This is a genomic window from Thermophilibacter provencensis, assembly GCF_900128445.1.
GTDB lineage: Bacteria > Actinomycetota > Coriobacteriia > Coriobacteriales > Atopobiaceae > Thermophilibacter > Thermophilibacter provencensis.
The window spans coordinates 513,848-538,591 of the sequence record NZ_LT671417.1; the positions used below are offsets into that span (position 1 = coordinate 513,848).

22 protein-coding genes and 4 tRNA genes are annotated in these 24,744 nt (G+C 66.6%); 11 read left to right on the forward strand and 15 right to left on the reverse strand.

From position 1 onward, the window contains the following. Positions 1–26: 26 nt before the first annotated feature. From BQ7391_RS02240 to BQ7391_RS02260, 5 genes are all read left to right on the forward strand, one after another. The gene (locus tag BQ7391_RS02240) at positions 27–749 is read left to right on the forward strand and encodes a response regulator transcription factor (RefSeq protein WP_075279117.1); all 723 of its coding nucleotides are present in this window, start codon (positions 27–29) and stop codon (positions 747–749) included. A gap of 8 nt (positions 750–757) precedes the next feature. Then, a complete protein-coding gene (locus tag BQ7391_RS02245; protein WP_075279118.1) occupies positions 758–2,290 on the forward strand; it encodes a HAMP domain-containing sensor histidine kinase in 1,533 nt (510 codons plus the stop codon). 79 nt (positions 2,291–2,369) lie between these two features. Continuing rightward, a complete protein-coding gene (locus BQ7391_RS02250; protein WP_200799564.1) occupies positions 2,370–3,248 on the forward strand; it encodes a phosphoribosylaminoimidazolesuccinocarboxamide synthase in 879 nt (292 codons plus the stop codon). Between the two features lie 30 nt (positions 3,249–3,278). Beyond that, positions 3,279–3,911: a Bax inhibitor 1 family protein gene (locus BQ7391_RS02255; protein ID WP_075279119.1), complete on the forward strand. Its 633-nt coding sequence runs from the start codon at positions 3,279–3,281 to the stop codon at positions 3,909–3,911. 45 nt (positions 3,912–3,956) lie between these two features. Next, positions 3,957–4,032: transfer RNA gene (locus tag BQ7391_RS02260), tRNA-Arg, on the forward strand. A 120-nt stretch (positions 4,033–4,152) separates the two neighbouring features. Here the strand turns inward: BQ7391_RS02260 and pknB are convergent. The 6 genes from pknB to BQ7391_RS02290 all read right to left on the reverse strand — a co-directional run bounded on the left by pknB (position 4,153) and on the right by BQ7391_RS02290 (position 13,936). Beyond that, a complete protein-coding gene (gene pknB, locus BQ7391_RS02265) occupies positions 4,153–6,213 on the reverse strand; it encodes a Stk1 family PASTA domain-containing Ser/Thr kinase (protein WP_075279120.1) in 2,061 nt (686 codons plus the stop codon). Between the two features lie 130 nt (positions 6,214–6,343). Continuing rightward, positions 6,344–9,247 carry an FtsW/RodA/SpoVE family cell cycle protein gene (locus BQ7391_RS02270; RefSeq protein WP_075280837.1) on the reverse strand — a complete coding sequence of 968 codons (2,904 nt, stop codon included), beginning with the start codon at positions 9,245–9,247 and terminating at the stop codon, positions 6,344–6,346. 55 nt (positions 9,248–9,302) lie between these two features. Continuing rightward, positions 9,303–10,619, reverse strand: coding sequence for a Stp1/IreP family PP2C-type Ser/Thr phosphatase (locus BQ7391_RS02275; protein ID WP_075279121.1), 1,317 nt, complete (start codon positions 10,617–10,619; stop codon positions 9,303–9,305). Beyond that, on the reverse strand, positions 10,616–11,029 hold the full coding sequence (locus tag BQ7391_RS02280) for an FHA domain-containing protein (protein ID WP_075279122.1): 414 nt from the start codon (positions 11,027–11,029) through the stop codon (positions 10,616–10,618). Before BQ7391_RS02280 ends, BQ7391_RS02275 begins: the two co-directional genes overlap by 4 nt. Next, entirely contained in the window at positions 11,026–12,186 is a 1,161-nt protein-coding gene (locus BQ7391_RS02285; RefSeq protein WP_075279123.1) for an FHA domain-containing protein, read from the reverse strand. The genes BQ7391_RS02280 and BQ7391_RS02285 overlap by 4 nt, the downstream gene beginning before the upstream one ends. Beyond that, a complete protein-coding gene (locus BQ7391_RS02290) occupies positions 12,170–13,936 on the reverse strand; it encodes a serine/threonine-protein kinase (RefSeq protein ID WP_075279124.1) in 1,767 nt (588 codons plus the stop codon). Before BQ7391_RS02290 ends, BQ7391_RS02285 begins: the two co-directional genes overlap by 17 nt. Positions 13,937–14,079: 143 nt before the next feature. Between BQ7391_RS02290 and BQ7391_RS02295 the strand changes: the two genes are divergently transcribed. Then, positions 14,080–14,166 (forward strand) — tRNA-Leu (locus BQ7391_RS02295). A gap of 153 nt (positions 14,167–14,319) precedes the next feature. Here the strand turns inward: BQ7391_RS02295 and BQ7391_RS02300 are convergent. Further along, a complete protein-coding gene (locus BQ7391_RS02300; RefSeq protein ID WP_075279125.1) occupies positions 14,320–15,510 on the reverse strand; it encodes a hypothetical protein in 1,191 nt (396 codons plus the stop codon). A 137-nt stretch (positions 15,511–15,647) separates the two neighbouring features. Continuing rightward, positions 15,648–15,839: a DUF6724 family protein gene (locus BQ7391_RS02305; RefSeq protein WP_075279126.1), complete on the reverse strand. Its 192-nt coding sequence runs from the start codon at positions 15,837–15,839 to the stop codon at positions 15,648–15,650. 102 nt (positions 15,840–15,941) lie between these two features. On the opposite strand from BQ7391_RS02305, the gene serS reads away from it, so the two are divergent. Both serS and BQ7391_RS02315 read left to right on the forward strand, forming a co-directional pair. Then, positions 15,942–17,237 (forward strand): serine--tRNA ligase, encoded by a 1,296-nt coding sequence (gene serS, locus BQ7391_RS02310; protein ID WP_075279127.1) that lies wholly within the window; start codon positions 15,942–15,944, stop codon positions 17,235–17,237. 206 nt (positions 17,238–17,443) lie between these two features. After that, positions 17,444–17,836: a hypothetical protein gene (locus BQ7391_RS02315; RefSeq protein ID WP_075279128.1), complete on the forward strand. Its 393-nt coding sequence runs from the start codon at positions 17,444–17,446 to the stop codon at positions 17,834–17,836. On the opposite strand, the gene BQ7391_RS02320 is transcribed toward BQ7391_RS02315, so the two are convergent. From BQ7391_RS02320 to BQ7391_RS02340, 5 genes are all read right to left on the reverse strand, one after another. Then, positions 17,823–18,530, reverse strand: a complete 708-nt coding sequence (locus tag BQ7391_RS02320) for a GntR family transcriptional regulator (protein WP_075279129.1) — start codon at positions 18,528–18,530, stop codon at positions 17,823–17,825. The genes BQ7391_RS02315 and BQ7391_RS02320 overlap by 14 nt on opposite strands. Before the next feature lie 121 nt (positions 18,531–18,651). Continuing rightward, on the reverse strand, positions 18,652–19,509 hold the full coding sequence (locus BQ7391_RS02325; RefSeq protein ID WP_200799565.1) for a PTS system mannose/fructose/sorbose family transporter subunit IID: 858 nt from the start codon (positions 19,507–19,509) through the stop codon (positions 18,652–18,654). Between the two features lie 21 nt (positions 19,510–19,530). Beyond that, positions 19,531–20,367 carry a PTS mannose/fructose/sorbose/N-acetylgalactosamine transporter subunit IIC gene (locus tag BQ7391_RS02330; protein ID WP_075279131.1) on the reverse strand — a complete coding sequence of 279 codons (837 nt, stop codon included), beginning with the start codon at positions 20,365–20,367 and terminating at the stop codon, positions 19,531–19,533. A gap of 27 nt (positions 20,368–20,394) precedes the next feature. Continuing rightward, positions 20,395–20,889, reverse strand: a complete 495-nt coding sequence (locus tag BQ7391_RS02335; protein ID WP_075279132.1) for a PTS sugar transporter subunit IIB — start codon at positions 20,887–20,889, stop codon at positions 20,395–20,397. 50 nt (positions 20,890–20,939) lie between these two features. Continuing rightward, entirely contained in the window at positions 20,940–21,368 is a 429-nt protein-coding gene (locus tag BQ7391_RS02340) for a PTS sugar transporter subunit IIA (RefSeq protein ID WP_075279133.1), read from the reverse strand. 190 nt (positions 21,369–21,558) lie between these two features. Here BQ7391_RS02340 and deoC point away from each other — a divergent pair, with 190 nt between their 5' ends. Genes deoC through BQ7391_RS02355 form a run of 3 tightly spaced genes read left to right on the forward strand, consistent with a single transcriptional unit; the run spans position 21,559 to position 24,142 of the window. Next, the gene (deoC, locus tag BQ7391_RS02345; RefSeq protein ID WP_075279134.1) at positions 21,559–22,269 is read left to right on the forward strand and encodes a deoxyribose-phosphate aldolase; all 711 of its coding nucleotides are present in this window, start codon (positions 21,559–21,561) and stop codon (positions 22,267–22,269) included. A 9-nt stretch (positions 22,270–22,278) separates the two neighbouring features. Continuing rightward, positions 22,279–23,226 carry a class I mannose-6-phosphate isomerase gene (locus tag BQ7391_RS12305; RefSeq protein WP_075279135.1) on the forward strand — a complete coding sequence of 316 codons (948 nt, stop codon included), beginning with the start codon at positions 22,279–22,281 and terminating at the stop codon, positions 23,224–23,226. Positions 23,227–23,275: 49 nt separating this feature from the next. After that, positions 23,276–24,142: an SDR family oxidoreductase gene (locus BQ7391_RS02355; RefSeq protein ID WP_075279136.1), complete on the forward strand. Its 867-nt coding sequence runs from the start codon at positions 23,276–23,278 to the stop codon at positions 24,140–24,142. A 150-nt stretch (positions 24,143–24,292) separates the two neighbouring features. Here the strand turns inward: BQ7391_RS02355 and BQ7391_RS02360 are convergent. Together BQ7391_RS02360 and BQ7391_RS02365 are read right to left on the reverse strand one after the other, a co-directional pair. After that, positions 24,293–24,369 (reverse strand) — tRNA-Arg (locus tag BQ7391_RS02360). A gap of 246 nt (positions 24,370–24,615) precedes the next feature. Then, a tRNA-Ser gene (locus tag BQ7391_RS02365) sits at positions 24,616–24,707 on the reverse strand. Positions 24,708–24,744 lie beyond the last annotated feature (37 nt).

Consider the following 24,744-nt stretch of genomic DNA (forward strand, 5'->3'; position numbering starts at 1 on the left):
GACTAGTCGTTAGCGAGGAGGCCAGCATGGCTTCAGATGAGAAGAAGATTCTGCTCGTTGAGGACGAGAAGGCGATCAGGGACGCCGTCGCGGCGTACCTCGAGCGCGAGAGCTACATCGTGCGCGGCGTCGGCGATGGCCAGAGTGCCGTTGAGGAGTTTGAGAAGCACACCTTCGACCTCGTGATCCTTGACCTCATGCTCCCCAAGCTCTCGGGCGAGCGCGTCTGCCGCGCCATCCGCGAGACGTCCAACGTGCCCATCATCATGCTCACCGCCAAGGGCGAGGTCGAGGACCGCATCATCGGCCTCGAGCTCGGCGCCGATGACTACCTCATCAAGCCCTTCTCGCCGCGCGAGCTCGTTGCCCGCGTGCGCGCCCTGCTTCGCCGCGCCCACACCGAGACCGAGCCGCAGCTCGAGGTGCTCGACTTCGGCGACCTCGTGATTGACATCTCCGGCCACAAGGTGCTCGTGGAGGGCAAGGAGGTCGACCTCACCGCCTCCGAGTTCAAGCTGCTGACTACGCTCGCTCGCTACCCGGGCCGGGTCTACACCCGTATGGAGCTCGTCGAGAAGGTTCTCGGCTACGACTTCGAGGGCTACGAGCGCACCATTGACTCCCACGTCAAGAACCTCCGCGCCAAGCTTGGCGACGACCCGCGCAACCCGCGCTGGCTCTACACTGTCCACGGCGTCGGCTATCGCTTCGAGGCTCCTGAGAAGGCGGCCGACGCCGGCGGCCGATAGGCATCGGAATGTCCGCGCGCTTCGTTACCGGAAGGGACGCACAGACGGACGAGGGCGGCTCCGAGCGGCCCTCGTCCTCTCGTAGCTCGTGGAACACGATCAAGCCCTCGCCCAAGCGCGGGCGCCCCTACTCCACGAGTCTTACCCTCGGCTTCGCGATGACGGCGATAATGACGGCCCTGGTGCTCGTGGTGGTGCTCGCCATGGTGTGGGAGGGCCAGTTCATGGCCTACACCCGCCAGAACATGCAGAGCATCGCTGACTCCACGGCGGCGAGCATATCCGAGGCATACCAGCAGACCGGCGAGCTCGACGAGACCGCTGCGGCCGCCGCCGAGGGGGCCTCCTCGCTATCCTCGGACATCGTCGTGCAGGTTGTCGACGCCGACGGCAACGTGCTCTACGACGACACCTGGGCGCGCTCGACCACGCTCTCCCCGGACGCCGCTGAGGGGGCGAAGCCCGTCCCCGCCACGGTCCCGACCGCCCAGGAGGCGCTCGTCACCTCGCAGATTCTTGACGGAAACGGCTCGGTCATCGGCGAGGTCCGCCTCTGGGCCTTTGGGTCCGAGGCCCTGCTCACCAAGAGCGACGCGTCCTTCCGCTCCAACTCGTACGGCGCCATCGCGACGGCGGCCGCCATCGCGGCCCTTCTTGCCTGCGTGATCGGGTACTTTGTCTCGCGCGGGATGGCGCAGCCCATCCAGCGCATCACCTCGACGGCAAAGCAGATCAGAAACGGCGACCTCACGGCGCGCACCGGCGTCACGGGCACCGACGAGATCGGTCAGCTCGGCGAGACCTTTGATGACATGGCGACGACCATCGAGCGTGACATCAAGCTCGAGCATCGCCTCACCGGCGATGTCGCCCATGAGCTGCGCACGCCGCTCATGGCAATGCAGGCCACGGTCGAGGCCATGCAGGACGGCGTCCTTCCCGCGGACGACGAGCACCTGGAGGTCGTGGCCTCCGAGGTCCGGCGCCTCTCCCGCCTCATTGACGCCATGCTCAAGCTCTCGCGCCTGGAGAACGGCACCACCGAGGTCAAGGTCGAGAAGACCGACATGGTGTACCTCGTCAGGAGCCTGGTCTCCGCCCAGCATCAGCTCTTCCACGAGCGCGGTCTCCACCTGCGCTTTGTTGACGAGACCGCCCACGGAGAACTCTACGCCGACGTCGACCCCGACCTCATCCGCGAGGCGATCGTGAACCTCATGAGCAACGCGATGCGCTATACCAACGCGGACGGCTGGGTGAAGGTCTCCCTGCGTCAGGATCGCTCCGACGTGCTGGTTAGCGTCCAGGACACCGGCATCGGAATCGCCAAGGAGGACATCCCGCAGACCTTCTCGCGCTTCTGGCGCTCAGACGTGAGCCGCGAGCGCGTGTCCGGGGGCCTTGGCGTGGGCCTCGCCATCACCAAGGAGATCGTCGACAAGCACAACGGAACGATTCTCGTTGAGTCCGAGCTTGGCAAGGGGACAACGTTCACGCTGCGGATTCCCCAGCGCCGCGAGCGCAAGGAGAAGGACCGGTAGCACCCGCGTACTCGTCTTTCTGCGGCTCGAGTGACGTATACTGGATGGTTGAGTGAAACGCCTACGAAAGGTGGCCGGAATGGCTGAGATGGAACTTCGTCCGGATTCGCACGGCAAGGTGCGCGACATCTACGACTGCGGCGACAGCCTCCTCATGGTGGCGTCGGACCGCATCAGCGCCTATGACTTCATCCTGCCTGACGAGATCCCGCACAAGGGCGAGATTCTCACCCGCATCTCCGCGTTCTGGTTCGAGCGCTTTGCGGACCTCATCCCCAACCACATGATCTCCTGCGACGTCGCCGACCTGCCCGACGACTTCAAGCCTTACGCCGACTACCTCGCAGGTCGCTCCATGCTGGTCAAGAAGGCCCAGACCGTGCCCATCGAGTGCATCGTCCGCGGCTACCTTACGGGCTCTGGCAAGAAGACCTACGACGAGGACGGCACCGTCTGCGGCATCAAGCTGCCCGCCGGCCTGACCGAGGCCTCCAAGCTCCCCGAGCCGATCTTCACCCCGTCCACCAAGGCCGAGCTTGGCGACCACGACGAGAACATCTCGTTCGAGCGCTGCTGCGAGATCGTGGGCGCCGAGGTTGCCGAGCAGCTGCGCGACGCCTCGCTCGCCATCTACAAGGCCGCGGCCGATTACGCCGCGGAGCAGGGCATCATCATCGCCGACACCAAGTTTGAGTTCGGCTTCATCGATGGCAGGCTCACCCTTATCGACGAGTGCCTCACCCCCGACTCCAGCCGCTTCTGGCCTGCCGACTCCTACGAGGAGGGCAAGGTCCAGCCGAGCTACGACAAGCAGTACGTCCGCGACTGGCTGCGCGCCAACTGGGACATGACCGGCGAGCCGCCGCGCATCCCGGCCGAGGTCATCGAGGGAACCTCCAGGCGTTATCAGGAGGCCTTCCAGATCATTACCGGCACCGAGTTCGTGCCCGCCCGCTAAAGCCGAAGACGACTGCACCAAAGGAGCTTCATGTCACTCAAGGACACCATCGAGGGAGCCCGCCGCGAGGCCGAGGGCAATGCCGTCGGCCGCCCCAAGAAGGAGGCCGAGGCCGTGACCTCCACGAGCGAGGAGCGCAAGGGCTTCTCGCGCAGCTCTGCGGCCAAGGCGCGCCCCGTGCGCGAGGCTGGCGCCTCCGTGCGCGTGGAGAGCAAGGCAAAGGCGTCCGGTCCCGGCCGCGCCGAGACCAAGGAGGAGAAGAAGGAGCGCAAGCGCCGCGAGCGCGAGGAGGAGGACATCCGCAACCGCGCCTACGACCTCGTCCTGCGTGAGCTTCCCGGCTACAAGAAGACCGAGAAGGTCTTCTGGGCGTTTCTCGGAGTGGGCATGGCCCTCGCCGTCGTCTCGCTCATCTGCGCCTACGTCTTTGGCCAGAACACCGACCTCGGCACCTGGCAGGGCATCCTGAGCGTGGCGTCGCTCGTCCTTGCGTATGCTGCCATCATCGGCAGCTTCATCTATGACATGGTGAAGCGCCGCCCGTTCCGCAAGGCGGCAGAGGCGCGCGTCCGCGGGCTCTCTGACAAGAAGCTCCTTGAGCTCTTCCAGCGTGCGAGCGCTGAGGCGTCCGCAAAGAAGGTCGAGAAGGACGCCAAGAAGTAGCTTTTGTCGCCGCGCCCGCGCGGTGATAGAATAGTTCGACACACTGCCTTCGTAGCTCAGGGGATAGAGCACCGCTCTCCTAAAGCGGGTGTCGGCCGTTCGAATCGGCCCGGGGGCACCAGACATGACGCAGGCCGGGGCTCTTATCGCCCCGGCCTGCTTTCCTTTGACAGGTCCTCATCCACAAGAATGGCGGCCGGTCCCGTGGGGCCGGCCGCCATGGTATCGGATGATAATCGCTCTAGCCGCTGACCCTCTGTCGTGAGGAGGAGCGGGAGTTGCCGCTGGCGCCGCTTTCCTCGGTGCCCGTGCCGCCCTGGTTGTCCCCGGTGGAGGATCCGCCCCCGTTGGAGCCCGTTCCGGACCCGCCGTTCTCGTTGCCGGTGGACTGGACCTCAGTGGTGAGGACGATCGTGGATCCCGAGGGCAGGGACTCCCGCGCGGACTGGTTGACAACCACGCCTTCGGCGCTGCTGCCCGAGGCGAGCTGCACCACGAACCCGAGGTTCTGGAGCTGGGCTCGGGCATCGTAGTAGCTCATGCCCACGACGGACGGAACGGATACGTTCTCCACGGGCTTGGGGCCGCTCGAGACGGTGATGGTGACCGTGGAGCCAACCTCGGCGGTGTTGCCGGCGGCGGGGTCGACAGAGATGACATTGCCCTCGGCCACGGTGTTGCTGTAGTCCCAGACGACCTTGACGTCAAACTCGCCGTCGCTGCTGGAGAGGCGCTCCTGCGCGTCCTCGTAGTAGTCGCCCACGACGTTGGGGATGACGGCCGTGCTCGCGCCGGAGGAGATGTGATAGGTGATGGTCTCGCCGACGTTGACCTCGGTGCCCTCGGGCGTGTCCTGGCTGCAGACGCGGCCCTTCTCGATGGAGTCGCTCTCCTGGTCCTCGCCCTTGCGCCCGACGAGGTTGTACTTCGCAAGCTCGGCCTCCACCTGGTCCTCGGGGAGGTTCGTGAGGTCGGGCACCGTGACCTTCTCGGCCGGCGCCTCGCCCTTTGAGACGCGGATGTCGATGGAGGAGCCCTCGGGCATCGCGCGGGTTGCGAGGGGGCTCTGCTCGTAGACCAGGCCCTCCTCCTTCGCCGACGTGTAGCCCTGCTCGACCTTGCCGACCTCGAAGCCGTTGTTCTCGATCTCCTGGATGGCCTGCTCCTGCGTGAGACCGATGAGGTTGGGAACCGGCTTGGTCTGGGTGCCGGAGCCGAAGATCGAGAAGAGCGCGACGGCCGCCACGGCCACGACGGCGATGACGCCGATCACGGCGAGGATGACGTTGCGACGGTGCCTGCGCTGACGCCCCGCCTCCTCCTCGGCGGCCTGCTCGGTGGCGCTCTGCGCGCGGTAGCGGTTCGTGCGCTCGACGCGGGGAATGGAGGCGGTGCCGCCTGTGGCGGGGATGGCTCCCGTGCCGCGCTCGAGCTTGTTGGTGGGCTGGACGGGGAGCATGGCGGTGGCGCTGTTCACGGCCTGAACGCGGCCCGCGAGGTAGTCGCGCAGCGTGCGATAGAGCTCGTCCGCCGTCTGGAAGCGGTCGGCGGGGTTCTTCTGCATGCACTTGAGAATGATGGATTCGAGCGCGGGGTCGACGGAGGGATTGAGCTGGCTCGGCGGCTTGGGCTGCTCGTTCACCTGCTTGAGGGCAACGGTGATGGCGTCGTCGCCCTGGAAGGGCACCTGCCCCGTGGCCGCCTCGTACATCACGATGCCGAGCGAGTAGATGTCTGTGGTGGGCCCGAGCTCCTTGCCCTGCGTCTGCTCAGGGGAGACGTAGTGTGCGGTCCCGAGGACGGAGTTGTCCTGCGTGAGGTGGCTGTTCTTGGCGCGCGCGATGCCGAAGTCCATCACCTTGATGTTGCCGTCGGGCTGCACCATGATGTTCTGCGGCTTGATGTCGCGGTGGATGATGTCGTGCCTGTGGGCCACGGAGAGCGCCTGCGCGATCTGCGAGCCTATCTGCGCGACCTTCTTGCAGTCAAGCGCGCCGTGCTTGCGGATGCCGCTCTTGAGGTCGGTGCCGCGCAGGTACTCCATGACGATGTAGTAGGTGTCGGCGTCCTTGCCCCAGTCGTAGACGGAGACGATGTAGGGGCTCTGAAGGGCCGCCGCCGCCTGCGCCTCCTGCTTGAAGCGCGCGGCAAAGGACGGGTCGGCGGCGTACTGGGGCAGCATCGTCTTGATGGCCACGGTGCGGCCGAGCACCTCGTCAAGGCCGCGAAATACCGTGGCCATGCCTCCCGTGCCGATCTTGTCCTGTACCTGGTAGCGTCCGCCGAGAATCATCCCTGGCATGCTCAACTCCTATCCTGCTCACGGCCCGCGCCGCGTCCCTTTTTCTGTGCGCCGAGGGCGCGCCCTGCTCTGTCTCTGGTTCGTTTCTGCTTCGTTGGTCAGTGTGTCCTGTCGTTCTATCGCGCCCCCATCAGCTGCCCGCCCCGGATGACTGAACCGCGAGGGCGCGCGCGAGCACCTGCCCGGCGAGCGAGGCCGCGAGGCCCTCGACGTCCTCCCCCTGGCCCTCGACGCAGATCGAGATGACGAGGGTGGGGTTGTCATACGGCGCGAAGCCGATGAAGAGCGAGTTGATGCTGCCGTCTCCGACCTCGGCGGTTCCGGTCTTGCCGGCAACGCGGGCCCCCTGGACTCGGGCCGCCATGCCCGTGCCGCTCTCGACGACCTGAAGCATGGCCTCCTTTACGAGCGCTGCGGTGTCGGCGGAGATGGCCTGCCCGAGCGAGCGGGCCTGGGTGCGCGAGATCTCGACGCCCTCGGGGGAGAGCACGTGATCAACCACGTAGGGGTCCATGACCACGCCGCCGTTGGCGATGGCCTGGGCCACCATGGCGTTCTGCATGACGGTGGTCTGCGGGCCCGCGGGGCTCTCGTGCTCGCCGACGGGCTGGCCGCAGGCCGCCCACGCGGTCTCCCACTCCGTCATCTCGGAGGGGTCGGGCATGAGGGAGGCGGTGCACTTGAAGTCCTGGCCGACGCTGCGCCCATAGCCGAAGGTGTTGGCGTAGCTCACGAGCGTGTCGGCGCCCAACTCCACGCCAACCTGCCCGAAGGCCGTGTTGGAGGAGACGGCGAGCGCATCGCGCAGCGTGACCTCGCCGTAGTCGGCATCGTGGTTGTTGGTGACGGCCGCTCCGCCGATCTCAAGCTCCGCGCTCGCGTCGTAGACGGTGTCGAGCGTGGTGGTGCCTGAGTCGAGCGCGGCGGCCAGCGTGAGGGCCTTGAAGGAGGACCCAGGCGGGTAGAGGACGCTCGTCGCGCGGTCGATGAGCTCGCCGTTCGTGCCCGAGGCCATGACGGAATCGAGGTCGTCGACACTGTAGGTGGGGTTGGACGCCTTGGCCAGGACGGCGCCCGTCTTGGGGTCGAGAATTACGATCGAGCCGGTATAGCCCTGCAGGGCGTCCTCGGCCGCGCGCTGGATGAGCGAGTTGATGGTGAGCGCCACGGTCGAGCCGGGCTGGTCGACGCCCGCGAGGGAGTAGAGCGCGCTTCTCCAGTTGGAGTAGTCCGCATGCCCGGTGAGCGTGTCGTTCATGGTCTCTTCGATGCCGGCGGACCCGTATTGGAGGGAGATGTAGCCCACGGTGTGACGCGCGAGCGTGCCCTGGGGGTAGCTCCGGAGATAGGTGCCGTCAGCCTGCTGGACGCTCTCTGCCAGCGTCACGCCGTCAGAGGTGATGATGGCGCCGCGCTGCACGTAGGCGCTTCGGGCAATGGTGTGGTTGTTCGTTGGCAGGGCCTGCACGCGCGCCGCGTCGATCTCCATCACATACGTGAGGTTGGCGATAAGGACGGCAAAAAGGAGCGAGAAGACCGTGATGAGGTTCGTGAGCCGCTTGCCGAGCGCCACGCGGCCCAGGACGCCGGACTCAGCCGTGAGCAGCGAGAAGCTCCCCCGCACATGGCTGCCATGCACCACGGACGCGGCATGGGCGCCAGCCCTGCCGGCTCCCTCGGCGAGGGAGAGCAGCGGCGAGCGGGAGCTCTTCTCGCCCGCAAGGCCGCTCTCGATCTGGGCTCCGCGTCCGGTGCCCTCGTCTCCGGCGCGCAGGAGCAGGCCGACGATGATGAAGCTCGCGAGCAGCGACGTGCCGCCCTGGCTCATGAAGGGAAGGGTCACGCCCGTAAGCGGCAGGAGCTTGGTGACGCCTCCCACGATGAGGAAGGCCTGGAAGCAGATGGCGCTCGTGAGGCCCACGGCCGCGAAGGCCGAGGTGTCGGACTTGGCGCGCGCCGCCGTGGCAAAGCCGCGCACGCACAGCAGCAGGTAGAGCATCAGGACGCCGGCGCCGCCGAGCAGGCCCATCTCCTCGCCGATGGCGGAGAAGATGAAGTCGCTCTCCACCACGGGGATGACCGTGGCCATGCCCTTTCCGATGCCGCGCCCCACGAGCCCGCCGTCGGCGAGCGAGTAGAGCGACTGGACGATCTGGTAGCCGCCGCCCGAGGCGTCTGCCCACGGGTCGAGCCAGATGTTCACGCGCGTCTGCACGTGGCTGAAGAGGTTGTAGCAGGCCACGCCGCCCACGGCGAGCAGAAGGAGGCTCACCACGACGTAGCTCGCGCGCCCGGTGGCCACGTAGAGCATGATGAGGAAGAACGTGAAGAGGAGAAGCGCGCTGCCAAGATCGGTCTCAAAGGCCACGACGAGCAGGCTCACGCCCCACACCACGAAGAGCGGCAGGAGCATCCTCAGGCGAGGGAGGCTCACGGGGCCGATCTTGCGCATGGAGGCAGAGAGCGCCTCACGGTTGGCGGCGAGGTAGAACGCCAGGAAGAGGACGATGGCGATCTTGGCGAACTCGCCCGGCTGGAAGCCGAACCCGCCGATGTAGATCCAGAGCTTCGACCCGCCGCGCTCGGTGCCCACGAGCATGGGCAGGACGAGCAGCACCACGCCGGCGATTCCGAGCGTGTACTTGAACTGCGCGAGCCGGTCGAGGTTTCGGACGACGACGAGCACGACGACCATCGCCGCTATGGAGACGAAGAGCCAGATGACCTGGTTCACCGCAAGGTCGGGGGCGAGTCGGGTGAGGAACGTGATGCCCGTGCCAGAAAGCGCGAAGACGACGGGCAGGATGGCGGGGTCGGCGCCGGGCGCGAGGAAGCGTATGGCCACGTGGGCCGCGCCGAATGCGGCGAAGAGCCCCAGCGGCACGCCCAGCGTGGCGAGGCTCAGCTGGGCCGTGGTGGTGACCACGTACATCGCGTAGAGCAAGATGACGGGCACCGCCGCGAGGAACAGCAAGAAGAGCTCGGTGTTGCGGCGCGAGAGGCCGCGCGTGGCGGGGGCGGAGGGGACGGCCATGGCCTCGTAGGCGGCGCGCGTGCGGGCGCCGGAGAAGTGCGTTCTTCTCGCCATCTCACTCTCCTCCGTTCGTCTGCGCGTCACCGGCCTGCCCCTCGGTCGGAGAGGCCTCGGCAGCGTCCTGGTCCGACTGGTCGGCGTCCTCCGCGGCGCCGCTTTCCTCGGCCCCGGGCTGACCGTCGGACTTTGCCCCCTCGGCCACCTGGGCCGCCCTCACGGCCTCCTCGTCGATCTGACGGTGGTAGGAGTCGATCGTCGCAAGCGCCGCCTCCTCGCCGTTCACGCGTATGCCCTGCTCGAGCTGGTCTTGGACGGACGAGGGGAGGTCGCTCACCTTCACGGCACTCGTCCCCACGAGCTCGCTCAGCGGGATGCCGAGGATGTCGCCCTTGATGCCGCGGTAGATGGCGACGGTGCCGCCGTTCTCGGCGAGGTACCACTCGCTGCGGACGAAGGCCGCGGTCACGAGAAGGGCGGCGATGAGGACTCCCGCCACGGCGCTCGTGATCATGGCGGCACGGCGGACGAGCCGCCGGCGAATCTCGTCGGCGACGCCGTCGTTCAGGACGTCAACGACGATGACGGTGACGTTGTCCGCGCCGCCCGCCGTGAGCGCGGCGGAGACGAGGTTGTCGGCCGCCTGCTGCGGAGTGGCGCTGGACACGGCGACGGACTCTATCTCGCTGTCGGAGATCATCGACGAGAGGCCGTCCGAGCACAGGATGATGCGGTCGCCGGTGTTGACCTCGAGGGAGAAGTGGTCCGCGTACATGTCCGGGTCCGAGCCGAGCGCACGAGTGATGATGGAGCGCGAAGGGTGCGTGCGCGCCTCGTCTGCCGTGATCTGGCCGGAGTCGACGAGCTCCTCGACATAGGAGTGGTCGTGCGTGACGCGCACGAGCGTGCCGTGGTGCAGCACGTAGGCGCGCGAGTCGCCGACGTGGGCCACGGCCATCTTGTTCTTCTCGATGAGGATGGCGGTGGCGGTGCAGCCCATCCCGGGCTTGCCGATGCCGTCCTCGGCGCCCTTGATCACGGCCTGGTTGGCGGCCTCGACGGCCGCGCCGAGAAGAACGTCGTCGGCGGTCGCGGGCGCGCGCTCGCCGATGGTGTCCACGGCGATGGAGCTGGCGACCTCGCCGGCCGCGTGGCCGCCCATGCCGTCGGACACCACAAAGAGCGGCGCACGGAGGAAGAACGAGTCCTCATTGTGGCCGCGAACGAGGCCCACGTCGCTGCGCGAGCCCCAGGATATGAACCCGTTGGAGCCAGAGACGGTGTCCGCACCGGCGCGCCCCTCGACGGGCATCTCGGCGCGACCCGGGGCGTTGGTGGGCTCCGGAGCTGCGATGACCTGAGACTCCTCCGTCATCCGCGGCTCACCCTCATGATGGTGTCGCCCACCTGGACCTCGTCGCCCTCCCTCAGCGTGACGGGCTGCTCGATGCCGTGCCCGTTGACGAGCGTTCCGTTGGTGGAGCCGAGGTCCTCGAGCACGAGGGCCGGTCCCTGGAGGGTGAAGCGGGCGTGCGTGGACGAGACGTAGGGCTCGTCAACGACGATGTCCGACGAGGGGGAGCGCCCGATGACGACGGGGCCGAGGATGTCGACGTGCAGGCCCCTGAGCGAGCGGGTGCCCTTCTCCACGTCCACGGACCAAATCGCCGCATCGCGGCGCTGGCCCCGCACGAGGCCCACGCCCGTCCGCATGACGGCGAAGAGGAAGATGTACAGGACGACGACGAGAAGGACGCGCCCCACAAAGAGGACGAGGTCGATCATGCGCGCATCTCCCTGAACTCGAGGTTCACGAGGCCGAGCGTGATGAGGTCGCCGTCGCGCAGGATGCAGTCCTGGACATCGACGTCGTTCACGAGCGTGCCGTTGGTGGAGTTGAGGTCGGTGATGTGCCAGTCGCGCCCGTCAAAGGAGAGCTGGGCGTGCCGGCGGGAGACGTTGGGGTCGCGCAGGACGACGCCGGCCTGGGAGCGCTCGCGCCCGATGACGGTCGCGGGCGCCTTGGCCGAGAAGGTCCTCCCGGTCTGGCGGTCGATGAGCAGGCAGGTGGCCACGCTCTCGTCCTCGGCCGGCGCCGCGGGCGCGGGTGCGGGCACGGGCGTCGGGGCGGGGACGGAGGATGCCACGGCGGCGGCCCCGGGGACCGCGCCGGCGATGCCGGCGACCGCGTCCGCGCCCACGCCGCGCCTCATGTCGACGAGCGGGACGTTGCGCCGCTGCGTCTGCGGCACCGGGATGGCGGCGGGCTGCGCCGCGGGCGCGACGAGCGGCGTCCCGGCGGCCGCGACGGGCATGGGCGTGGACTCGGACGCGGAGGCGACGGGTCCCGCGACATCGTCGAACTCGGCAGGCATGACCTCGAGGCCAGCCTCGGAGTCAGACAGCGAGGGACGGGGCTCGGGCTCGTGCGGGGCGACCGGCATGACGCGCTCGGACTGTCGGCGCGTGGGCCGCGGCTGCGGTCCGCGGCGATTGATCTTGGCCGCGGCGCCGCCCGCGCTCGAGTTGCCCGCGAGGAACGCGCGCTCCTCCTCGCGCAGGCGGTTGAGCGTCCGCGCGTCGACGTTCTCCGCGAAGACGGCGAACTTGCCGGAGCGCTGGGACGGGTCGACCATGAAGCGCACGAGGGGGCTGCCCACGAAGGCATAGCCCCTCTTCTGGGCCTGGGCCGTGACGAACGAGGAGATCTCGTAGGTGATCTGCTCGTAGAGCGGTCGCATGAGGGAGTCGTCAGAGGAGGAGACGAGCACGGTGTAGAGCGCCGGCGCGGTATCCACGCCGTCAATCTCGTACGTCTCGTTCTCCATCTCGCGCGCTGCGCGCTTGGCGAGCTTCTTGAAGGAGAACGGCTCGGTATATCCCTGCGGCGCGGCCCCGAACACGGAGCTGATGCGCCCCTCAAAGTCACTGAGGAAGCTCATGGTACCCATCCTCGTCATCCAGGTCCTCGAAGAGCGGCCCTCTGAGGACTGTCGCAATGCACAAAAGCACAGTCAAGAGTACCGCAATGACGACGGCCTCCCAATCGAGGGCGCTCCATATACCGGCATTCTCCATGCTGGCCGCAATGACCTCGGAGCCAACAAGGAGGCAGAGGCCAAGGATCTGGCCGCAGACCCCCGCCGCCACCGAGCCGCGCAGGGCCACGGCGGACGAGACGGCACCGCAGAGCGCCGCGCCCGCGCAGACGGCCCAAAACGCCGGGCTCGCCCACTCGGCGATCAGCGCCGCGACGGTCACCGTGGCGGAAAACCCCGCGTCTACGGCGTGACCGAAGAGGCTTCCCAGCAGGTAGCCGACAGCGCCCGTAACCGCGGCGGGACCGGGGTCGAACGCGTACCCCGCGACGCCCGCGCCCGCGACGGGCGTGGGCAGACAGCAGGGGAGAAGGACGGCGAGGCCGCCAAGGCGCTCCCTTCGTCCCACGGAGGCCCACCACGCGAGGGTGGCTGCCGCCACCGCGGCCGCAAGCGGGAATGACGACGGCGCGCGGGCGGTGACGCCGAGCGCGGCCGCCAGCGTCAGGCCGCCGAGCGCGCCGCCGAGGGGTGGCCAAGCCGCGGCGGCGACGGCGCAGGCGAGCGACGCCGCCGCCGCGGAGCCGGACTCGGGCCCAAGCAGCGCGGGAAGCGCGAGCCGCACGGTCGCAAACGTCGCGAGCGCGGTGACGGCACGGCCGATTGCGCTCGGCAGCCACGGGAGGCGCAGGGCGAGCGGCGGGCGCTCGCCCACGAGTGCGGCCGTCGACCCGTCGTCCTTCTCGGCCTGGTCGACGAGCTCCCTAAGCGATGCGGCGCCCGCATGCGGGTCACCCATCCAGGAGAGGAGCTCGTCGGCGAACTCTCGGACGTCGGCGGGCCGCGCGGACGCCTGGGGGGCGAGCGCGTCGGCGAGGACGAGCTCGGGGTCTCCGGCCAGCTCCGGGCAGTCTCGGGAGAGGGGTCGCCGAGGTCCGCGCTCGATGAGGCGCAGCGAGGAGGCGGCGGAGTCCGCGGCGAAGGGGCATGCGCCGCTGAGCGCCTGCCAGAGGACGACGGCGAGCGAGAAGACATCGCTGCGCTCGTCTACGAGCATGCCCTCGATCTGCTCAGGGGGCATGTAGCCGACGGTGCCGCCGCGCGCCCCGCCGTACCCGGCGGCCGAGGCGAGCGTGGCCATGCCAAAGTCCGCAAGCTTCACCACGCCCTGGCGGTCAATCATGATGTTGGTGGGCTTGATGTCCAGGTGCAGAACGCGGTTCTCGTGGGCAAACTCGAGCGCGCGCGCCACGGAGTCGAGCACCTGCGCGCACTCCTCGCAGGTGAGCCTGCCGCCCTCCACGCGGGCGAGCAGCTCCGCGAGGTTGAGCCCGTCGACGTATTCCATGACGATGTACGCGTACGCCCCGTCAGACTCAAAGTCAAAGACGGTCACGATGTTGGGGTGTCCCAGCATGCACGCCGTGCGCGCCTCCGCGAGGGCCTCGTCAGCCGTCGTGGTTGCGGCGTCATCGAGGATGGGGAGCCGCTTGATGGCAACGCGGCGCTGGAGACGCAGGTCCCAGCAGGTGCACACCGTGCCAAAGCCGCCGGTCCCCCGGCGCGCGAGAACGCGGTACCTGCCCAGGAGGATCTCCTCCCGAGGGGACGTCTGCTGCTGCGCCGCGCGCGGCGCATCCGCGGGTTCGCTCACGGCCTCTCCTTCGTTTGCGCTGCGTGCTGCCGTGTCGTGTTGGGATATTCTACCGCAGCCGCGACCTCCGCGCCCCGCGTCCAAAACCTGCCGAGAAAAACACTTGGCAGGGTGTGGGGCATGCGCTAGAATGACCTCTGCACGCGGGCGTGGCGGAATTGGCAGACGCGTACGGTTCAGGTCCGTATGGGGGCAACTCCATGAAGGTTCAAGTCCTTTCGCCCGCACCATAAACGTTCGGCCCCGGCTTCGCGCCGGGGCTTTTTTGTGCCGCGGGCTGCGACCGCCCCGTCCCCTGCTACGCCTGCGATTAACGCGCACTCGTGCACGGTTCTTCTCGCGTTTGCCCAGTTGGCACTTTAGAACTCGTGCACGAGTGCGCGTTAATCTCCGGCGAGGGAAACCTCCTCCACCGTCACGAACTCGTCCCCCAAAAGGAGGACGTCCTCGGGCGCCGCGTCGCTCGCCTCCGGGCGCGCCGCCATGGCACGGGCGTAGCGCGCCCCCGGTTCCCACGGGAGGAGCGACCAGATGAGTTTCTGGCGTTTCCGGGCGAGCAGCGGAGACGCGAGTGCCAGGCGCACGTCCCCGAGCGATTGGCCGCAGAGCTCCTCGCAGGCCATGGACGCCTCGAGCATGACGGTGTCAAGCCCGCCGTCGGCAAACAGGTCGTCGGCGATGACGGGCAGGATTATCTTGCCGCGCGCGGCGAGCTCTCGGTTTCTCCTGAGGTCGTCGAGGTATTTCTCGCGCACGCCGCGTATGGCCTCCGTGCGCTCCTCGGCAGACTCTGCCCGAGCGATGGAGGCGAGGTCAAAGTGCCCGTACCCGTCATAGTTGAATCCCATGGGCGTTCCGTCCACCTCTATGTCGGGCACGCGCGACGCCCTTACCTCACGTTGCAGCAGTTCGGCCGTTGTCTCGCGGCGGACGTTGAGGGTCACGGACCCCGCGCCGAAGCCCAGCTCGGTGACGGGCAGGCGGACGAGAAGCGCGAGGAGCGCCTCCGTAGGTGACCAGGCGTTGTCAGCGACATACGCAAGGGCGCAGCGGGCCTGGTCAACGCCGCGCAGGCCTGGGCAGCCGTCGAGAAACTCCGCGATTCTCGCCTTCGTGGTGGCCGGCTCGACGCCAAACGTCACGTTGCCCGTTCGCGGCGTGCGCGGGTCGCGCGCGTAGGTGCCGCAGAGCTCGTAGCCTACGAGGGCGTGGACGATGGGGTGCATAACTCCCGCAAGCTCGAGGAACAACAGCTCGGGGCCAACGGAGGCGACCTCCTCACCCAAGCTGATGTAGGAGCCGGACGGAATGTCGTCACCATGCACGGCGCTCCGGAAGAATGCGGCGCGCGGTCGCAAACGCGCCTGCGGGACCACGATGTCAAGGGGGCGCTCGTGGCTTGGCAACTCGTCAATCGCCAGCGGGCCCTTCGGTATGATGCTGGCGGTCCAGCGTCGCTGCGGGGCAGGGTCCGGCGCGGCGAGGTCGGTCCGGGCGCCGGTCAGCCGGCCGTTCTCGCCTCGCTCGCGCCGCAGTGCTCTCAGCGCGGACATCCGATTGACGGTGAGAAGCACGCCCCCTCCTCCCGACGAGCGGCTGATAGGGAATTAACGCGCACTCGTGCACGGGTTCTTAAATGCCAACTGGGCAAACGTAAGAAGAGCCGTGCACGAGTGCGCGTTAATCGAGAAGAACCTGCGGGCCGAATCCGCTACTCGTCGCCCTCGTCGTCGAAGAGGTCCCAGTCACCCTCGGACTTCTCGTGGTTGAAGTAGCGCTTCTTGGTGGTGCGCTCCATGAGCAGGGCAATGATCAGGCAGATGACGATTCCGCCGAGAATCAGGCAGATGACGCCCGTCTGGTCATTGAAGAGCCATGTGAAGAAGTCGCCAATCGCCTGCATGCACCCTCCCGGGAACGCGTCGTTTCATCCGCACAAGTATATACTTGGGGAGCCGCCGCGCGAGCGCCGGCAACGTTCACGCATTCAAAGCAAGGAGCCAGCATGCTCGACATCAAGTTCGTCCGCGAGAACCCCGACGTCGTGGACAAGGCCTGCGAGTCCCGCCAGAACGCCCACTGGGACCGCGAGAAGTTCTTCGAGCTTGACGAGGAGCGTCGCTCCGTCATCGCTGAGGTCGAGAAGCTCCAGGCCGAGCGCAACTCCGTCTCCAAGCAGATCGGCCAGCTCATGCGCGAGGGCAAGAAGGACGAGGCCGAGGCCGCCAAGGCGCGCGTGGCTGCCAACAAGGACCGCATCGCCAGCCTGGACGATCGCCGCAACGAGGTCGAGGCCGCCCTCTTTGACCTGGTGTCCCGCATTCCCAACATCCCGCACGAGAGCGTCCCCTACGGCAAGGACGACTCCGACAACCCCGAGGTGCGCCGCTGGGGCACCCCGCGCGACTTCTCTGCGGACGGCTTTGAGCCCAAGGCGCACTGGGACCTTGGCCCGGCCACGGGCATGATCGACTTTGACCGCGGCGTCAAGGTTGCGGGCACCCGCTTCTACGTGCTCGGCGGCATGGGCGCCCGCATGGAGCGCGCGCTCATCAGCTTCATGGTTGACATGCACGTCAAGGCGGGCTTCAAGGAGTGGTGGATGCCCGTCATCACCAACCGCGAGACCCTCTTCGGCACGGGCCAGCTGCCCAAGTTCGAGGACGACCTCTATCACGTGAACCCAGATCTCTACCTCATCCCCACTGCCGAGGTCATGCTCACCAACCTCCACCGCGGCGAGGTGCTCGAGGCCTCCCAGCTGCCGCTCTGGTACACCGCGTTCACGCCGTGCTTCCGCGAGGAGGCGGGTTCGGCCGGGCGCGATACGCGCGGCATCATCCGCGTCCACCAGTTCGACAAGGTCGAGATGGTCAAGTTTGCCAAGCCCGAGGACTCGATGAACCAGCTCGAGAGCATGGTCGGCGAGGCAGAGGCGGTGCTCCAGGCGCTCGGGCTGCCGTACCACGTGGTGACGCTCTGCACCGGTGACATCGGCTTCTCCGCCTGCAAGTGCTACGACCTCGAGGTGTGGCTGCCGAGCTACGGTGCCTACAAGGAGATCTCCTCCTGCTCTAACTGCTGGGACTTCCAGGCTCGCCGCGCCAACATCCGCTACAAGGACCCGGCGGAGTTCAAGGGCACGCGCTACGTCCACACGCTCAACGGCTCCGGCCTCGCGGTCGGCCGCACGATGGCCGCCATCATGGAGAACTATCAGAACGCCGACGGCTCCATTACCGTGCCCGAGGCCCTGCGTCCGTACATGGGCGGCGTTGAGGTCATTCGCCCGGAGGCCTGACGCCTGTCGTCTTGACCGATGCGGGGCCGTCCGTCACGTGCGGGCGGCCCCGTTTTTTCTCGCTGACCGTCGCCCTTGCCCGCGAAGACGGGAAGGGCATTCGACCGCAGCTGTCCTCGGAGCCCCGAACCGAAGAAGAACAGGTGTTCTAAAAGAACAAATGTTCTGATATACTGTTAGCGGGGACAAGAGGGAAGGTGGTTGCCATGGAAGAGCGTGAGGTTGCCAGGTTCGAGTGCGCGGGCGACGTGCGGGTGATGCGTGTCGGCGCTGATGGCGAGAAGATCGTGGTGTGCGAGGAGCTTGCCGGCCCGTCGGTTCTTCTCGCCTATGGCGAGAAGAACCGGACGCTCAGGGTGTCTCTTTCGGCAGGGGATGCCGCCCAGCTGTTGAGGCTGGGCTTCTGCGGGGACGTCGACTCGCTGTGGAGCTACCTCTCGGAAGAGGCGCATGACATCGTTGATCTGATGGACCTCTGCGACGGACTGGGCGTTCCGTACGCGTTCTCGTCGGAGGGCCCGAGCGGTGACCTGCAGTTTAGGCCGGCGCGGCGGTCAGGCCGGGGCGTGGACTCCCCGCCCGCGCTCAAACTCGGCTGACGTTGAGCTCAAAGCTGTTGCTTTCCCCTCGGTAGGTGGCCACGGAGTACTCCACGGCCGTCCCGTTGGCGTCGCGCGCGACGGTGTGGAAGAGCAGGAGTGGGTCTCCGGCCTCGACGTCGAGGAGCGCGGCGGCGGCTCCGTCGGCCTTGATGACCTCAAGGCGTCGTCGTGCTGTCATTACGGGGTTTCCGCAGGTGTCCATTGCGGCATAGAGGCTCGACCCGTTGAAGTCGAACGAGTCGAGCCCGGGGTAGAGCGTGCAGGGAATGTAGCTTTCCACGAATACGTTTGGCAGGTTGTCGGCATAGCGGAGTCGGACGAGCTTGAAGACGTCCTGGCCGCGGGTGAGCTCGAGGCGCTTCTCGACCTCGGCGTTCGCGCGCTCGCGCTTGAACACGAGGACCTTGGTCTTGGGGAGGCGTCCCGCGAGGCGCATGGCGTCCTCGAAGCTCGAGATGCTCATGGTGAAGGACTGGCTCACCTTGGGCTTGGTGACTACCGTGCCGCGACGCCTGCGCTTCTCAAGATAGCCGTCGCTGACGAGGATTTGGAGCGCCTGGCGGATGGTGGGACGGCTGACGCCATACATCTCGGCGAGCTCGAGCTCGGAGGGGATGGTCTGCCCCTCGGGATAGGTGCCGTCCTTGATCTTTGAGAGGAGGTCGTCCTTGATTTGGTCGTAGAGGGTCATATGATCCTGCCGTCGGGTGAGTGCGCTGATTCGTTGATTGTAGCGCGCGCGGGACCCGCGCAGAGCGCAGGTCCCGCCAGGGGTGGGGCATAAACAATCGTTCAAAAAGGCGCTGGCCTTCCTAGAAGACGCCGAGGACGCACAGGACGCTGATGGCGACAGCGAGAATGACGATGACCTTGGTGGGGCTGTACTGCTTCTTGCCGAGCATCCACCAGGTCACGAGGACCGCGATGAGCGGGAGAAGTGCCGGGAAGACGCCGTCGAGCGTGGTCTGGAGCGGCTGCCACTCGTCTCCAAACGGGATGTTGAGTGTCGTGGTGAGGGCGATGTTGCCTGCGGCGAGCGCGCCGACGACCATGATGCCGAGCACGTTGAAGGCGTCCATGATGCGCCGCGCGCTCTCGCCGACGATGACGTCGATGGCGCCCACGCCCAGCTTGTAACCCGTGCGGTAGCTGATGAAGGAGATGACGGGGCCGACGATGCCGTAGGCGACGATGTAGAAGAGCGGGCCGAGCGGGCTGCCGCCGTTGGCGAGGCTCATGCCGATGGAGAGGAGCGTAGGCACGATGATGCCCTGGATGATGGAGTCGCCGATGCCCGCGAGCGGCCCCATGAGCGTGGCCTTGATGTTGTTGGGCATCTCCTCGGAGACCTCGCCGCCCAGGGCGATGTTCTCCTCGAGGGAGGTCACGATGCCGTTGATGATCTGGCCGGTCTGCGGCTCGGTGTTGAAGAAGACTGAGTGTCGAACGAGCAGGCGGCGCTTTGCCTCGGGGTCGTCAGCATAGTACTTGTTCGCAAACGGGATGTACGACCAGGCGTAGGCGTGCCCCTGGAGCTTCTCGTAGCTCATGGAGGCGAGGTGGGTGAACGCCCAGCGCAGCCAGATCGTGTTGAGCTCCTTGTTGGTAAGGCGCGGCTTTCCGTTGGCGCCGACGCCCTGCTGGGTCATGTCAGTGGTTTCAGTGGCCATGGGAGTGCTCCTTTCCGGTGCTTAGAACAGGTCGTCGTCCTCGTAGACTGCGTGCGCATCGGCATCCGCTACGGTCTGCGCCTCCGGCTCGGCAGCGGACTTACCGCTGGAGAGGAACACGAGGTACGCGACAAGCGCGGCGATGAAGACGATCGCGACCATCGACAGGCCCGCAAAGGACAGCAGGACGAAGCCGGCAAGGAAGAAGATGAGCTGCATCTTGTCCTTGATGACGATGTTCATGAGCATGCCGATTCCGAGGGCGGGCAGGACGCCGCCGAGGACGGAGATGATGTGCGTGACGATCTCGGGCACGCTGTTGAGCAGCGCGTCAACGACGCCCTGGCCGAAGAAGACGATCAGGAAGACGGGGACCGCACGAATGAAGAAGGTGCAGATCTGCGGGTAGACGATGTGCCAGAGGGTGATGCCGCGGTCGTCGTTATTCTCGGCGGCGCGAGAGGCGCCGTTGTTGAAGAACGAGTAGAGCGCCATGCGCGTGTTGTAGAAGATCAGGCCGAGGGTCTGGCCGATGAGCACGGAAAGCGTCACCGCGATTGCGGGGTCCTTGGTCGTTGCCATGGCAAGGCCGATGCCGCCGTATGAGGCGTAGGTGATCTCGGAGTTGGTGGCTCCGCCGGTCGAGAGGTTGGCGATAAAGACGGCCTGAACGGCGACACCGCACAGGACGCCCTGGGTGATGTCTCCAAACACGAGGCCGCAGAGCAGGCCCGCGACGAGCGGGCGGCCCATCACGTAGTAGCCCCAGCTCATGCCAAAGAGGCAGCAGCTTTCGATGGCGCCGAGGTAGCAGAACACGCCACACATGAGCGCGGGGAACAGCAGCGCAAGGTTCATGTCTTTCTCCCTTTCTCGTTGGGGTTGCTACATTGCCTGGTACTTGGCCTTGAGCTCGGGCCAGGTGCGAACTGAGTCGTCGGGAAGCAGCTGGAACTGGATGTCCACGCCCGCCGCGGCGAGCTCGTCAAGGGCCACGACGTCCTCGTCGTTGAGCATGACGGTGTTGCCCATGTTCTTGGTGCCCTCGCGGGTGGCGTTGAGGTTGCCCACGTTGAGGACGTCCCCGTAGTTGCCGCCGAGCTTGGTAAGGTCGGCGAAGTTCCTGATGGAGTCAGAGATGACGAAGAACTTCTTCGGGGAGGCGCTCGCCTTGGCAAGGGCCTCGGGGCCCTGGGCGAGGGTGTAGATGCCCAGCTTGAGCTTGCCTGCGGCGGCCTTGAGGACCTTGCAGCGCAGCTGGTCTGCGGCAACCTTGTCGCTGATCACGAGGATGGCGTCGGCGGGCTTGACGGCAACCCATCTCGTGGTCGTCTGCCCATGGATGACTCGATCGTCAACGCGTGCGAGCACAATGGCCATGTCTTTCTCCTTTCCTGGGCACCCGGGATGCGGGCGCCTTGCCTACGTTGCTAAAAGAGGTCGTCCTCGTCGCTCTCGTACCCCTCGTCGGGAAGCTCCGCGGCGACCACGCCGCCTCGTCCCGCCTCGAGCGCCACGCCGAGCACCTCATCGAGGTCGTCCGAATCTGCGGCGGCGATCCCCACCTCGATGAGCATGGGGAAGTTGGCCCCGGCAACCACGCGGAGCTCCTCGGGATGCTGGAGGAAGAGGGCGTACGCCTCGTTATACGGCGTCCCGCCAATAAGGTCAGACATAATAAGTGTCTTTCCCTGGGCGAGCGATGCGTCGACAGCGGCGGCGAGGCGCTCGCGGAAGTCGTCGATGCCGTGCTCGTCAAGCCCGACGGCGACAATCGGGGCGGGCTCGGCAACCATCATGTGCAGGGCGTCCACAAGTCCCTCGCAGAGCTTCCCGTGGGAAGCCACTACAATGTTCATACGCGCTCCTTTCGGTCACGTTGGTTGTAGTGAATCATATAAGTCAGACAAAAAATGTCCATATTGCGAGAAGTACGGTCCTATGAACGGTAGTAAAACTGACATAAACGGTACAAATAGAATATGACAGCCTAATAAGTCATCTATATGTTAGTATCAGCGCAAGGTCGGATCGAACGAAAGGACTGCCATGAAGCGCTACACGATTGATGATCTTGCCCGCCTCGTCGACCACACCAACCTGCACGCGGACGCCACGCGTGCGGACATGGAAAAGCTCTGCGAGGAGGCCAGGCGCTATCACTTCAAGATGGTCGCGGTGAACTCTGTCCAGTCCAAGCTCTGCTCCGAGCTGCTCGCCGGCACCGACATCCACACCGGCGCCGCCATTGGCTTCCCCCTTGGGCAGACCACCATCGCCGTAAAGGTGTTCGAGACCAGAGACGCCCTCGCCAACGGCGCGAACGAGATCGACTACGTGGTCAACCTCACCGAGGTCAAGGCCGGGAACTGGGACTACATCGAGGACGAGATGGCCCAGATCGTGGCCATCTGCCGCGAGGCGGACGTTCCCTCCAAGGTCATCTTCGAGAACTGCCTCCTCACCCAGGACGAGAAGCTCAAGCTTTGCGAGATTGCGAGCAAGGTGCTCCCGACCTTCGTCAAGACCTCCACGGGCTTCTCGACCGGCGGCGCCACTGTCGAGGACGTCAAGCTCATGCGCGAGCACACGGACGAGCGCGTGAAGGTCAAGGCAGCGGGCGGCATTCGCACGGCGGACGACTTCCTCGCCATGGTTAGCGCCGGGGCGGAGCGCATCGGTTGCAGCGCCGGCATCCCCATCATCGAGGAGCTCAAGGCCCGCCTCGAGTCCACGGGCGCCGACGCCTTCGAGCTCTAGGGGGCTGGGATGGGCCCGCTGCTGCTCAGACCAAACTACATCTCTCCGGTGTGGTCGGGGGCGCGCGTCAACGAGGCCCGCGGCATTGCGGGAGAGACCCTCTACGGGGAGTCGTTCGACGTCTCCGTGCACGAGGGCCTTGTCAACACGGTCGAGGGCGGCCCCTTTGACGGTGTGCCGCTCGACGAGCTCGTCCGCACGCACCGCACAGAGATCATGGGCGACCTTGCCGACGACGGCATCGTGCAGATTATCGTGATGGACGCGGGGGAGAACCTCTCGGTTCAGGTTCACCCGGACGAGGCCTATGCTCAGGAGCACGAGGGTGATCACGAGAAAACCGAGTCGTGGTACATCCTCGCGGCGGATCCCGGCGCCTTCATCTACTGCGGCACCACGACCGATGACGTGGAGGCCCTGCGCTCCTCGGCGGCGGACGACACGCTTGGCGAGAAGTACGGCCGCAAGGTTCCCGTGTCCGAAGGGGACTTCGTCCTCATCCCGGCCGGGACGCTCCACGCCATGGGAAAGGGCGTCTTCGCCCTCGAGGTGGGGAGCCTCGGCTTCAAGACCTATCGCATCTGCGACTGGGGCCGGGGGCGAGAGCTCCACGTGGCGCAAGGCTTTGACGTGCTGCGGACGGAGTGCCGGCCTGAACCCAGCCATCTGGGGGCCTTTGACCCCTCCGATCCCGCCGGCACGCGGCGCGGCGTGACGCACCGGCTCTTTGCCTCAGATGTCATCGACGTGCGCGGATCGTGGACGCAGCCGATGGAGGGCCGCTACGAGGTGCTCTCCTGCGTGGCCGGCTCCGCGCGCGTGCGTACCGCTGAGGGGGAGATGGACCTGCCCTTCACACGTTCGCTTCTCATGCCGGCGAGCGCCGACTCCTATACGATTGAGGGGACGTGTCGGGTCCTGCGAAGCTACGCCTCGCGTCCCGGCGAGGTGCTGTGACGGGGATGCTGACAAACGGCCCCGTCACCATTGTCAGGAAGGAAGGGGCATGAAACGAGTTCTCATTACGGGCGCGCGCGGATACCTTGCGAGCCTCGCGCGTCTCTACAACGCCGGGAGCTGCGAGTTTTCCTGCATCTCCCATACCGACGTCGACTTTCATGACCCCGCCGGGGTGGAGGAATTCTTCCGCGCGGCCGAGTTTGACGTGTGCCTGCACATGGCCGCGGACGCGACGACGGCCCACTGCGAGCAGGACCCCGAGGGCACGCATCGCGTGAACACCGAGTCCTCCATCGCCATCGCGCGAGCCTGCGCGGAGCGTGGCCGGCGCGTGGTCTTCATCTCCACGGAGCAGTGCTTCAACGCCTCGCCGGGGCCGGCGCCCTTCTCCGAGGATGACGAGCAGGCATCGACGACGCGCTACGGCCAGCAGAAGATGGAGGCGGACGCCTGGATTCGCGAGAACGTGGACGACTATCTCATCCTGCGCTTCTCGTGGATGTTCGGCCTGGCGATGCCCGGCGTGCGGCCCTCGCCCAACATCCTCACTAACGTGATGCGCGTCCTGCGTTCCGGGGAGCCTGCGGCCTTCCGCGTGCACGAGCGTCGGAACATGACCTACGCGCAGCGCTTTGCGGGGCAGCTGCCGCAGATTCTCGAGCTTCCGAGCGGCGCGTACCACGTTGCCAGCCAGAACGGCCGTACCACGTACGAGACCGCCCGGCTCGTGGCCGAGCGCCTCGGCTGCCCGGCGGATGAGGTCGACCGCCTCATCCTGCCCGACGAGACCACGTACGCGGACCGGCCGCGCGACTTCCGCCTGGCGTCCGACAAGATTCGGGCGGCGGGCATCGAGCTCGGCACCTTCGAGGAGGACCTCGACCTCTGTCTGGGGGACTTTGGGCTCAGGTAGGCAACAGGGTAGGCATTTCTCGTACGCACCCTAGCCACAGGTTCTTCTCGCCACCAGCGCTGAAGCGAGAGGGGGTTGGCTGGGGTGCGTACTTTATGTAGCGCGGAGGCATGCAAAAAGGGACTCCCGAAGGAGCCCCTTTGCTTTGCGTGGTGCGGCGTATAGGATTCGAACCTATGACGCCCTGATTCGTAGTCAGGTCCTCTATCCAGCTGAGGTAACGCCGCGTGCAGTTGGATATATTGCCACGCCTCCCCCAGCGCGTCAAGCGGGATTCCAAAAAATGTTGGAGATGTGACGACGGCGCTGCGAGGACGGTCCTCGGCCCGACGCGAAGCCGATGGATGCGCGCCAGGACCCACGCCTTCCATACCGCCGGCCGGGCAGGCGCCGCGCCGCCCTCGGCCCTGTCGGCAGGCTCGCGCACATGGCAAAAAGGCCCGCCCCGCAGCGCGGAACGGGCCCGAACAGTCTGGCGGAGAGCTGGGGATTCGAACCCCAGATAGGATTTGCATCCTATACTCGCTTAGCAGGCGAGCACCTTCGGCCTCTCGGTCAGCTCTCCAACGTGATGCCTGAGCATCATACCGCACAACCGCGGA

Bases quoted from the DNA above. Each gene is read 5' to 3' on its own strand.
- BQ7391_RS02240 (WP_075279117.1), top strand. From the start codon at position 27: ATGGCTTCAGATGAGAAGAAGATTCTGCTCGTTGAGGACGAGAAGGCG.
- BQ7391_RS02245 (WP_075279118.1), top strand. From the start codon at position 758: ATGTCCGCGCGCTTCGTTACCGGAAGGGACGCACAGACGGACGAGGGC.
- BQ7391_RS02250 (WP_200799564.1), top strand. From the start codon at position 2,370: ATGGCTGAGATGGAACTTCGTCCGGATTCGCACGGCAAGGTGCGCGAC.
- BQ7391_RS02255 (WP_075279119.1), top strand. From the start codon at position 3,279: ATGTCACTCAAGGACACCATCGAGGGAGCCCGCCGCGAGGCCGAGGGC.
- pknB (WP_075279120.1), bottom strand. From the start codon at position 6,213: ATGCCAGGGATGATTCTCGGCGGACGCTACCAGGTACAGGACAAGATC.
- BQ7391_RS02270 (WP_075280837.1), bottom strand. From the start codon at position 9,247: ATGGCCGTCCCCTCCGCCCCCGCCACGCGCGGCCTCTCGCGCCGCAAC.
- BQ7391_RS02275 (WP_075279121.1), bottom strand. From the start codon at position 10,619: ATGACGGAGGAGTCTCAGGTCATCGCAGCTCCGGAGCCCACCAACGCC.
- BQ7391_RS02280 (WP_075279122.1), bottom strand. From the start codon at position 11,029: ATGATCGACCTCGTCCTCTTTGTGGGGCGCGTCCTTCTCGTCGTCGTC.
- BQ7391_RS02285 (WP_075279123.1), bottom strand. From the start codon at position 12,186: ATGAGCTTCCTCAGTGACTTTGAGGGGCGCATCAGCTCCGTGTTCGGG.
- BQ7391_RS02305 (WP_075279126.1), bottom strand. From the start codon at position 15,839: ATGCAGGCGATTGGCGACTTCTTCACATGGCTCTTCAATGACCAGACG.
- serS (WP_075279127.1), top strand. From the start codon at position 15,942: ATGCTCGACATCAAGTTCGTCCGCGAGAACCCCGACGTCGTGGACAAG.
- BQ7391_RS02315 (WP_075279128.1), top strand. From the start codon at position 17,444: ATGGAAGAGCGTGAGGTTGCCAGGTTCGAGTGCGCGGGCGACGTGCGG.
- BQ7391_RS02320 (WP_075279129.1), bottom strand. From the start codon at position 18,530: ATGACCCTCTACGACCAAATCAAGGACGACCTCCTCTCAAAGATCAAG.
- BQ7391_RS02325 (WP_200799565.1), bottom strand. From the start codon at position 19,509: ATGGCCACTGAAACCACTGACATGACCCAGCAGGGCGTCGGCGCCAAC.
- BQ7391_RS02330 (WP_075279131.1), bottom strand. From the start codon at position 20,367: ATGAACCTTGCGCTGCTGTTCCCCGCGCTCATGTGTGGCGTGTTCTGC.
- BQ7391_RS02335 (WP_075279132.1), bottom strand. From the start codon at position 20,889: ATGGCCATTGTGCTCGCACGCGTTGACGATCGAGTCATCCATGGGCAG.
- BQ7391_RS02340 (WP_075279133.1), bottom strand. From the start codon at position 21,368: ATGAACATTGTAGTGGCTTCCCACGGGAAGCTCTGCGAGGGACTTGTG.
- deoC (WP_075279134.1), top strand. From the start codon at position 21,559: ATGAAGCGCTACACGATTGATGATCTTGCCCGCCTCGTCGACCACACC.
- BQ7391_RS12305 (WP_075279135.1), top strand. From the start codon at position 22,279: ATGGGCCCGCTGCTGCTCAGACCAAACTACATCTCTCCGGTGTGGTCG.
- BQ7391_RS02355 (WP_075279136.1), top strand. From the start codon at position 23,276: ATGAAACGAGTTCTCATTACGGGCGCGCGCGGATACCTTGCGAGCCTC.